The organism is Streptomyces sp. SM1 (assembly GCF_002910825.1).
Taxonomy (GTDB): Bacteria; Actinomycetota; Actinomycetes; order Streptomycetales; family Streptomycetaceae; genus Streptomyces; species Streptomyces okerensis.
In genome coordinates this window covers 19,240-29,308 of sequence record NZ_NEUB01000730.1, presented here as the reverse complement: position 1 = coordinate 29,308, position 10,069 = coordinate 19,240, and the positions used below count along the sequence as shown (strand labels likewise).

General features: G+C 71.6%; 9 protein-coding genes. 8 read left to right on the top strand and 1 reads right to left on the bottom strand.

Annotated features, from left to right (window positions below):
* Window positions 1-171: 171 nt before the first annotated feature.
* Window positions 172-1,635 (top strand): aminopeptidase P family protein, encoded by a 1,464-nt coding sequence (locus B9S61_RS21235; protein ID WP_374936233.1) that lies wholly within the window; start codon window positions 172-174, stop codon window positions 1,633-1,635.
* 56 nt (window positions 1,636-1,691) lie between these two features.
* On the opposite strand, the gene B9S61_RS21230 is transcribed toward B9S61_RS21235, so the two are convergent.
* Window positions 1,692-2,159, bottom strand: a complete 468-nt coding sequence (locus B9S61_RS21230) for an ATP-binding protein (RefSeq protein WP_103543682.1) — start codon at window positions 2,157-2,159, stop codon at window positions 1,692-1,694.
* Between the two features lie 220 nt (window positions 2,160-2,379).
* Here B9S61_RS21230 and B9S61_RS21225 point away from each other — a divergent pair, with 220 nt between their 5' ends.
* The 7 genes from B9S61_RS21225 (at window position 2,380) to pheA (ending at window position 9,762) form a co-directional block, all read left to right on the top strand.
* Entirely contained in the window at window positions 2,380-3,192 is an 813-nt protein-coding gene (locus tag B9S61_RS21225) for a hypothetical protein (RefSeq protein ID WP_103543681.1), read from the top strand.
* Window positions 3,193-3,401: 209 nt separating this feature from the next.
* A complete protein-coding gene (locus B9S61_RS21220) occupies window positions 3,402-4,139 on the top strand; it encodes a YcnI family protein (RefSeq protein ID WP_103543680.1) in 738 nt (245 codons plus the stop codon).
* 92 nt (window positions 4,140-4,231) lie between these two features.
* Complete coding sequence (locus B9S61_RS21215; protein WP_103543679.1) at window positions 4,232-4,888, top strand: SCO family protein; 657 nt, start codon at window positions 4,232-4,234, stop codon at window positions 4,886-4,888.
* On the top strand, window positions 4,885-5,349 hold the full coding sequence (locus B9S61_RS21210) for a copper chaperone PCu(A)C (protein WP_103543678.1): 465 nt from the start codon (window positions 4,885-4,887) through the stop codon (window positions 5,347-5,349). The genes B9S61_RS21215 and B9S61_RS21210 overlap by 4 nt, the downstream gene beginning before the upstream one ends.
* 13 nt (window positions 5,350-5,362) lie before the next feature.
* Window positions 5,363-7,465, top strand: coding sequence for a copper resistance CopC/CopD family protein (locus B9S61_RS21205; RefSeq protein ID WP_103543677.1), 2,103 nt, complete (start codon window positions 5,363-5,365; stop codon window positions 7,463-7,465).
* Between the two features lie 6 nt (window positions 7,466-7,471).
* Window positions 7,472-8,758, top strand: coding sequence for an iron uptake transporter deferrochelatase/peroxidase subunit (gene efeB, locus B9S61_RS21200; protein WP_103543676.1), 1,287 nt, complete (start codon window positions 7,472-7,474; stop codon window positions 8,756-8,758).
* Window positions 8,759-8,829: 71 nt separating this feature from the next.
* Window positions 8,830-9,762 carry a prephenate dehydratase gene (pheA, locus tag B9S61_RS21195; RefSeq protein WP_103543675.1) on the top strand — a complete coding sequence of 311 codons (933 nt, stop codon included), beginning with the start codon at window positions 8,830-8,832 and terminating at the stop codon, window positions 9,760-9,762.
* The last annotated feature ends 307 nt before the right edge of the window (window positions 9,763-10,069 follow it).

Below are 10,069 nucleotides of genomic sequence, written 5' to 3'. Positions count from 1 at the left end.
CATCCGGGCGAACCGCGGCCCGGCCACCGGAGGCGAGGGGCCGCGGTTCGGCGGCGGCCCGGTGGCCCCGCCGGTGGCCCCGTGTGTGCCCGCGGTAACAGGTCATTCCCCGGTTCGTCCGTTTCCGTACGACCGTACGATGGGGGGTGGTCCAGTGCCGTATCGAGGAGGATGACCGTGGCGGACGAGCTGCCGGAGACCCCGGAGACTGCCGAAGAGGAGCCCGTCAAGCAGCGCAAGAACGGCCTGTACCCGGGCGTGTCCGACGAGCTGGCCGAGAGCATGAGGAGCGGCTGGGCCGACACCGAGCTGCACGGCCTGGAGCCGATCGCGCAGGCCGCCGAGACCGCCGCACGCCGCGCGGCGCTGTCCGCCCGCTTCCCGGGTGAGCGTCTGGTCGTCCCCGCGGGCAACCTGAAGACCCGTTCGAACGACACCGAGTACTCCTTCCGCGCGTCGGTCGAGTACGCGTACCTCACCGGCAACCAGACGGAGGACGGCGTCCTCGTCCTGGAGCCCACGGCGGACGGCCATACGGAGACGATCTACCTGCTGCCCCGCTCCGACCGCGAGAACGGCGAGTTCTGGCTGGACGGCCAGGGCGAGCTGTGGGTCGGCCGCCGCCACTCGCTCACCGAGTCCGAGAAGCTGTACGGCATCCCCGCCTCCGACGTGCGCGAGCTCGCCGGGGCGCTGCGCGAGGCCACCGGCCCGGTGCGGGTCGTACGCGGTCACGACGCCGGCGTCGAGGCGGCGCTGACCGACAAGGTCACCGCCGAGCGCGACGAGGAGCTGCGTGTCTTCCTCTCCGAGATGCGGTTGGTCAAGGACGACTTCGAGATCGGCGAGCTGCAGAAGGCCGTCGACTCCACCGTGCGCGGCTTCGAGGACGTGGTGAAGGTCCTCGACAAGGCCGAGGCCACCAGCGAGCGCTACCTCGAGGGAACGTTCTTCCTGCGTGCCCGCGTGGAGGGCAACGACGTCGGTTACGGCTCCATCTGCGCCGCGGGTCCGCACGCCTGCACCCTGCACTGGGTGCGCAACGACGGCCCGGTCCGCTCCGGCGACCTGCTGCTGCTCGACGCGGGGGTGGAGACGCACACGTACTACACGGCCGACGTCACCCGCACGCTGCCGGTCAACGGCACGTACAGCGAGCTGCAGAAGAAGATCTACGACGCCGTGTACGACGCCCAGGAAGCCGGGATCGCGGCGGTGAAGCCGGGAGCCAAGTACCGGGACTTCCACCACGCCGCCCAGCGGGTGCTGGCCGAGCGGCTCGTCGAGTGGGGTCTGGTCGAGGGCCCCGTGGAGCGGGTGCTGGAACTGGGCCTGCAGCGCCGCTGGACGCTGCACGGCACCGGTCACATGCTCGGCATGGACGTCCACGACTGCGCCGCCGCGCGGACCGAGACGTACGTCGAGGGCACGCTGGAGCCCGGCATGGTGCTCACCGTCGAGCCGGGGCTGTACTTCCAGGCCGACGACCTGACCGTGCCCGAGGAGTACCGGGGCATCGGCGTGCGCATCGAGGACGACATCCTCGTCACCGAGGACGGCAACCGGAACCTCTCCGCCGGACTGCCCCGGCGGTCGCACGAGGTCGAGGCCTGGATGGCGGAGCTCAAGGGCTGACAGCCGGCGCACCACACGGCGGCCGGGTACGCGCGCGTGCCCGGCCGCCGTCGTCGCTACACCGCGACGAGCGGAGCGTCCTCACGCCACTTGAGGATCTTGTCGAAGCTCACCACCGCGCCGCCCCTGCCCGGCTTGTTCCCGATGTGCACATGGTCGGCCAGCTCCCGGATGAGCCCCAGTCCCCGGCCGTGCTCCGCCTCGGACGGCGCGGGAGGGAACGGCGGGCGGGAACGGCCGCCTCCGGCCGCGCCGGGAAAGCCCGGCCCCGCGTCGGCGACCTCGATACGGCACTTCTCCCCGTCGAGATAGGCGGTCACCCGGTACGCCTCCGACATGCCGCCCCGCGCGGTGTCCCCGCCGTGCTCGACCGCGTTCGCGCAGGCCTCGCTGAGGGCGACGGAAAGGTCGTAGGAGACGTCGGGGTCGACACCCGCGGTCTCCATGGTGCCGAGCAGCAGGCGCCGGGCGAGCGGCACACTGGCGGCATCGCGCCGGAGATGGAGTGACCACCAGATGCTCATGCTCCAGCCTCCTGGCTGCGGCTCGACATACCGTTACGTATTGCCCTGAGTGCTCGCCGGTAAGCGTGAAGTCGCCGTGACACCGCCCATATGGCGGGTGTGTCGTGGAGCCGAACGGTGTATGTGGGGCAGCGGACAGCAGATGTGATCTTCCGGTCGTACCGCATCTTGCGGACCTGCCGTACGCCGACCGGGGGGCCGGTGCGATGATGAGGCCGCCATGTCTGCCCCCCACTCGCGCACGACGCGCTCCGGACGAGGACTCCGGGTTCTGCGGGCCGCGGTCTTCGCCGCGGTCTGTGTCGTGCTGGCCGGGGCAGGCCACACCGTCGCCGCCCGCGCCACCGTCCCGCTGTGGACGCTGGGCGCGGGGTTCCTCTGCGCGGTCGCGGTCGCCGCGCCACTCGCCGGACGCGTGCGTTCCCTGCCGGTGATCGCCGCGACGCTGGCGCTCGGCCAGACGGCACTGCACGCCCTGTTCGGCCTGGGGCAGCACGGCGCACCCGCCGCGGGAGCGTCGTCCGGCCTGTCCGACGCCGCGCTGGTCGAGCAGGCCGCACGGCTGCTGTGCGGAACCGCCGCCGCGGGAATCAGCCCCGCGCGGGCCGAGCGCCTCCTCACCGACGCGCGGGTCCACCCCGGCGAGGCACACTCCCACGCGGCGGACGCCCTGTCGGCCGCCGGGGGATCCCCGGCGGCCCTGCTGCCGTCGCTGCCGATGCTGCTCGGCCACGTCCTCGCGGCGACGGCCGCGGGGTGGCTGCTGCGCCACGGCGACCTGGCCCTGCTGCGGCTGGCCGAGCTGTCGGCGCACGGTGTCGCCGAAGGTGCCCTCGTACGGTCCCTCCGCGCGGCGCTCACCCTGGTGCGTGCCCTGCGCGCCGGACTCCCGGGAGCACCGCAGGAGGCCCCGCGTACGGCGTGTACCGCGCTGCTCGCGCCCCCTCTGCCCCGCACCCCCGCGCTGCAGCACACGGTGATCCGCCGGGGCCCGCCCGCCGCCGCCCCGACCGCACTCGTTCTCGCCGCCTGACGCGAGGCGACCACCACTCCGCCGCTGACGGGTCCGCCGGATCTTCCGGCTCCCCGGCCTTCCGGTGGGAGAGGGGCGTCCCCGTGGCAAGCGCGTGTGCGGCCCACGTGCGTGTGCGTCCGGGGTTCTCGCCGCGAGGACCGTCAGGCCGCACGCGCGGCGTATCTCCCACCGTCAGTGACTTCTCAATCGAAACGGAGTGCTCTGCCATGAAGGCTTCCCGTATCGCCGCCGCCGGTGCCGCCGCCGGTGTCACCGTCCTCGCCCTGTCCTCCCCCGCCCTCGCGCACGTCAGCGTGCAGCCCGACGGTGAGGCCGCGAAGGGCGGTTACGCGGTCGTCGGCTTCAAGGTCCCCAACGAGCGGGACAGCGCCTCGACCACCAAGGTCGAGGTCACGTTCCCCACGGACCACCCGCTGTCGTCCGTGATGCCGCAGCCGGTCGAGGGCTGGGACATCACGGTCACCAAGTCCAAGCTGGACAAGCCGCTCGAGGTGCACGGCAAGAAGATCAACGAGGCGGTCTCCACGGTCACCTGGACCGCCAAGGGCGACGGCATCGCGCCCGGCTTCTTCCAGAAGTTCCCGGTGTCCGTCGGCACGCTGCCCGAGGACGCCGACGAACTCGTCTTCAAGGCCCTGCAGACGTACTCCAACAAGGAGGTCGTCCGCTGGATCGAGGTGCCGCAGGAGGGCCAGGACGAGCCCGACCACCCGGCTCCCGTGCTGACCCTCTCCGAGGCCACCGGGGACCACCACGGCGCCGCGGCCGACGACAAGGCGTCCGACGGCACCGGATCGGCCGAGAACGCCTCCGCCGAGACCGCCGCGTCCGACACCGGCGGTACCGACACCACCGCCCGTGTCCTGGGCGTCGTCGGCATCGTGGTCGGTGCGGCGGGCGTCGCCTACGGCGTGCTCGCCGGGCGCCGGCGCACCACCGTCTGAGCCCTCACCCCTCTCCACGGCGCGCACCGGGACCGCCCGCGGTTCCGCGGCATCCCGGTGCGCGCCGGATTCCTCACTCCCAGGAACCATGCATGCGTAAGAAGACCTTCGCGGCGGCGGCTCTGCTCGCCGTCGCCTCCCTCACCCTCTCCGCCTGCGGCAGTGACAGTGGTGCCGACGGCAACCCCGTCGCCATGGTGTCCGAGGAGGCCGGCTCGCAGAAGGCGGCCACCGTTCTGGACAGGCCGTTCGAGAAGCCGGACCTCGTCCTGACCGACACCCGGGGCAAGGCGTACGACTTCCGTGAGGCGACCGCGGGCCGGCCCACCCTCATCTACTTCGGCTACACCCACTGCCCCGACGTCTGTCCGCTGACGATGAACAACCTCGCCGTGGCGAAGAAGCAGCTGCCGCAGGACCAGCAGGACCAGCTGCGGATCGTGTTCGTCACCACCGACCCGGAGCGGGACACCTCCGCCGCGCTCGGCACGTGGCTCAAGGGCATCGACTCCCAGGTCGTCGGTCTGACCGGTGACTTCGACACCATCCAGGCCGGGGCCCGCACCCTCGGCATCTCCATCGACCCGCCGCGCAAGGACGACAACGGCAAGACCGTCTCCGACCACGGCACCCAGGTCATCGCCTTCTCCCCGAAGACCGACGGCGGTTACGTCCTCTACGGCGAGGACGCCACCGTCGAGGACTACACCAAGGACCTTCCCAAGATCATCAAGGGGGAGAAGCCGTGAGGTGGCCGGCGGCCTCGGCCGTGGCCGTCGCCGGGGCGCTGGTCCTCACCGGATGCGTCGGCTCGGAGGGCTCGGGGTCCGGTGACGGCAGGGCGAAGCTCTCCGTGGACTCCGCGTACATGCCGCAGCCGGTGTCGGACATGGCGGCCGGCTTCCTCACCATCACCAACGACGGTGGTGCCGCGGACCGGCTGACCTCGGTCAGCAGCGATGCCGCCGGCCAGGTCACCGTCCACGAGACCGTCGACGGTGCCATGCAGGAGGTCGAGGCCCTCGAGATCCCGGCCCACGGCAGCCTGGTGCTGGAGAGCGGCGGCAACCATCTGATGTTCGAGCAGCTGAGGCACCGGCCGAAGCAGGGTCAGAACGTCTCCGTCCAGCTGCACTTCGACCGTTCCGACCCCGTCACGGTCGAGATTCCGGTGAAACCGGCCACCTACGTTCCGAAAACCGGACACTGAGGGAGACACCCCTGTGACCCAGACCATCGCCCCCCGCGTGCGGACCCTGGTGCTGCTGTTCCTGGCCGTCACCGGCGCACTCCTCGCCGGGGCCGCTCCCGCATCCGCGCATGCCGCGCTGACCGGCAGCGACCCAGAGCGGGGGACGGTGGTCGACACGGCTCCCGCCCAGATCTCGCTCACCTTCTCCGAGCAGATCGCGGTGAGCGACGACGCCGTGCGGGTGCTCGATCCCCAGGGCAAGCGGGTGGACAAGGGCGACCCGGTCAACCCGAGCGGCACGACCTACGCCGTGCGGCTGCTCAGCGGGCTGCCCGACGGCACGTACACCGTGGCCTACCAGGTGGTGTCGGCGGACAGTCATCCCGTCGCCGGGGCCTTCACCTTCTCCATCGGCGCGCCTTCCGAGACCTCCGTCTCGGTCTCCGCGCAGGGGTCCGACGACGGGCTCGTGGGCCTGCTGTACGGCTTCGGCCGGTACGTGTCGTACACCGGGTTCGTCGTCATGGTCGGCGGTGCCGCCTTCGTACTCGCCTGCTGGGGACGCGGTTCCGGGGTGCGGCCGGTGCAGCGGCTGGTCGTGTCCGGCTGGCTCGCGCTCACCGTGTCCACGCTCGGGCTGCTGCTGCTCCGCGGCTCCTACACGACCTCCGGCAAGGCCGGCGACGTCTTCGACCTCTCACTGCTCGGGGACGTGCTCCAGACCAAGACGGGCGCGGCGCTGGTGTCCCGGCTGCTGCTGCTCGCCGCGGCGGCATTGTTCATAGCCGTGCTGTTCGGTGCCCATGCCCGCCCGTCGTCCGCCCCCACCGCCGACGACGGCGCCGCGCGCCCGCGGAACGACTCGGAGGAGGCGGAGGAGGCGGAGGAGGCGGAGGAGAAGCGGGATCTCAACTTCGGGCTCGCGATCGGGGGGACCGTCGTGGCAGCCGGGCTCGCCGCGAGCTGGGCGATGTCCGAGCACGCCTCGCAGGGACTCCAGCCGGGTATCGCCATGCCGGTCGACGTGGTGCATCTGCTGGCCGTCGCCGCCTGGCTCGGTGGGCTCACCGCGCTGCTCGTGGCGCTCTTCCGGGCGCCCGCCGAGACTCCGGTCGGCCGGGACACCGTCCAGCGGTTCTCGCGGCTCGCCTTCGGCAGCGTGATCGCCCTGGTCGTCACGGGGATCTACCAGAGCTGGCGGCAGCTCGGCTCCTGGTCGGCCTTCACCGACACCCGGTACGGGCAGCTGCTGCTCGTCAAGATCGGGCTCGTGTCGGTGCTGGTCGGGGTGGCCTCCCTCTCACGGCGGTGGACGGCACGGCTGGCGGAGGTGCCGGCCGAGAAGGCCGGAACGGGCGCGTCGGGCACCCGGACGTCCGATGCCGGGGAGTCCGACACCGGGGAGTCCGGCTCGGGAAAGGCGTCGGTCTCCGCCGGGCGGACCGCCGAGGCCACGGACGCTCAGGACGCGAGCGACAGGCAGGACGCGCAGGGCGCGCAGGCAGGGTCCGAGGCCGGAGGGACGACCGGTGCGGGATCCGTGCGGGCCGCTCAGCTCGCCCGGCAGCGGACCGCGGTGGAGACCGCCCGGCAGAAGCGCCTGCGCGACGCCGACCCCCACCGCTCGGGCCTGCGCCGCTCCGTACTGGCCGAGGCGGGTATCGCCGCCGTCCTGCTCGCTGTCACCACCGTGCTGACCCAGACCGAGCCGGGCCGCACGGAACAGGAGGCCAGGGCAGCCGGCGCCTCCTCGTCGTCCTCGGCGTCCGCGCCGACCGGTCAGGGCACCGGCGCGGTGACGCTGAACATGCCGTTCGACACCGGTGGCGGCAAGAGCGGCCAGGGGGTCGTCACCATCGACCTCGAGCCCGCGCGCGTCGGCGACAACGTCATGCACGTCTATGTGGAGGGCACGGACGGCCGGCCCATGGACATCCCCGAGGTGAAGGTCGCCTTCACCCTCTCCGCCCAGGACATCGGGCCGCTGCCCGTCACCCCCGACCGCATCACCACCGGTCACTGGTCGGCGAGCGGGGTACAGCTGCCCCTCGCGGGCGACTGGAAGGTCGAGGTGACCGTGCGCACCTCCGACGTCGACCAGGTGACCGTCTCGAAGAACGCGCAGATCGGCTGAACCACCATGCCAGAACAGTCCGTCCCACAGGTCCGCACCCCGGAGAAGCCCCAGGGTGCCCCGGTCGCCCGGCCCACCGGGGAAACCATCTCCCGCCGTCGGCTGCTCGGCACGGCAGGCGCCACCGGGCTCGTCCTCGGAGCGGCGGGCGGGGCCGTCGGATACGCGTCGGCGCCCGCCGGGGCCACTCCGCTGACGTCGGTGGGCGACAGCCGGGTGCAGTTTCACGTGAAACATCAGCCCGGCATCACGCAGCCGCTGCAGGCCCGGGGCCATCTCGTCGCCTTCGACCTGGGGCCCGGCGCCGGCCGCACAGAAGCGGCCGCCCTGTTGCACCGATGGTCGGACACGGCCCGCCGGCTGATGGCGGGTGAGCCGAGCGCGCACGGTGACACCGGTGTGGCGCGCGACGCCGGCCCCTCCTCGCTGACCTTCACCTTCGGCTTCGGCCACAGTTTCTTCGGTCGTACGGGGCTGGAGAAGCAGCGCCCGGTCGCCCTGGACCCGCTGCCCGACTTCTCCTCCGACCACCTGGACAAGGCGCGAAGCAACGGCGACCTGTGGGTGCAGATCGGCTCCGATGACGCCCTGGTGGCCTTCCACGCCCTGCGTGCGGTCCAGAAGGACGCGGGCTCGGCGGCCAGGGTCCGCTGGCAGATGAACGGCTTCAACCGTTCACCGGGCGCCACCGCGCACCCCATGACCGCCCGCAACCTGATGGGTCAGGTCGACGGCACCCGCAATCCCAAGCCGGCCGACTCCGACTTCGACCAGCGGATCTTCGTACCGGAGCAGGGCGAGCCCGCCTGGATGGCGAACGGCTCCTACGCCGTCGTACGCCGTATCCGCATGCTGCTGGACGACTGGGAGAAGCTGTCGGCCAAGGAGCAGGAGCACGTGATCGGGCGCCGCAAGTCGGACGGGGCACCGCTGTCCGGGGGCGGTGAGACCTCCGAGATGGACCTGGAGAAGACCGACGCCCAGGGCAATCTGGTGGTTCCCTTCAACGCCCACGCGCGGATCACCCGGCCCGACCAGAACGGCGGGGCGGCGATGCTCCGCCGCCCGTTCTCGTACCACGACGGCATCGGCACGGACGGGGTGCCGGACGCGGGTCTGCTGTTCATCTGCTGGCAGGCGGATCCGCTCCGCGGCTTCGTTCCGGTGCAGCGCAAGCTGGACCGGGGCGATGCGCTGACGCCGTTCGTCCGCCATGAGGCGAGCGGGCTGTTCGCGGTCCCGGGCGGCGCGGCGGACGGAGAGTATGTGGGGCAGGCACTGCTGGAGGGGTGAGAACGGGCCCGGCGTCACCCCTGCGAGCTCTCCGGGCGCTGCCGCCGGCGTGGGCCCATTAGGGTGAGGACATGCCAGCGAGCTATGCGTATCTCGGCCCAGAGGGCACCTTCACCGAAGTCGCCCTGCGCACGCTTCCCGAGGCGGCGACGCGTGAGCTGAAGCCCTACGTGTCCGTGCAGTCCGCGCTCGACGCGGTACGGGTGGGCGAGGCCGAGGCCGCCTTCGTCCCCATCGAGAACTCGGTCGAGGGCGGGATCACCACCACCCTCGACGAGCTCGTCGCGGGCGCCCCGCTGATGATCTACCGCGAGGTGCTGCTGTCGATCACCTTCGCGCTGCTGGTCCGTCCGGGTACCAAGCTGTCGGACGTCAAGACGGTCACCGCCCATCCGGCCGCCCAGCCGCAGGTGCGCAACTGGCTGAAGACGCATCTTCCTGACGCCGTCTGGGAGTCGGCCGCCTCCAACGCGGACGGTGCCCGTCTGGTCCAGGAAGGCCGGTACGACGCCGCCTTCGCCGGTGAGTTCGCGGCGGCGCGGTACGGCCTGGAGACCCTGGAGAGGGAGATCCACGACGCGGAGAACGCACAGACGCGGTTCGTGCTGGTGGGCCGTCCCGCCCGGCCGGCGGCACCCACGGGCGCCGACAAGACCTCCATCGTGCTCTGGCAGCGTGACGACCACCCCGGCGGCCTGCGCGACCTGCTGGGCGAGTTCGCCACGCGGGGCATCAACCTGATGCTGCTCCAGTCCCGCCCCACGGGCGCCGGGATCGGCAACTACTGCTTCTGCATCGACGCCGAGGGCCACATCTCGGACCGCCGGATGGCCGAGGCGCTGACGGGGCTCAAGCGGATCTGCCTTCAGGTGCGCTACCTCGGTTCGTACCCGCGCGCGGACGTGCGGCCGGGGGAAGTACGGCCTCCGTTCCCCGGGACGTCCGACGAGGAGTTCGTGGGAGCGGCGGACTGGGTGGTGCGGTGTCAGGACGGCCGGTTCTGAGGACGCGGCGACGTCGGCCGGCCCGGTCCTACCTGCTGATTTTCGTTATCCACAGAAGTTATCCACAGGTCTGCTTCTCGACCTGGGGACAAGTCGACACCGAAGCCCCATTCGGTCGACAAATCACCCCTCGCCCCATGATCGATTTCATCGATCCACACCTCACCCTTCGTCCACTCCTTCCCCTTGGTCAACCCTTTGGGGCGAGCCCTTTCCCCTGAAAAGCGGAGATGGGCAGGGTTTATGCCGCGAATCCCCGGCATCGGCCGAGCGTTTCGGAGTGATCAATTCCGAAGTCCACAGAACT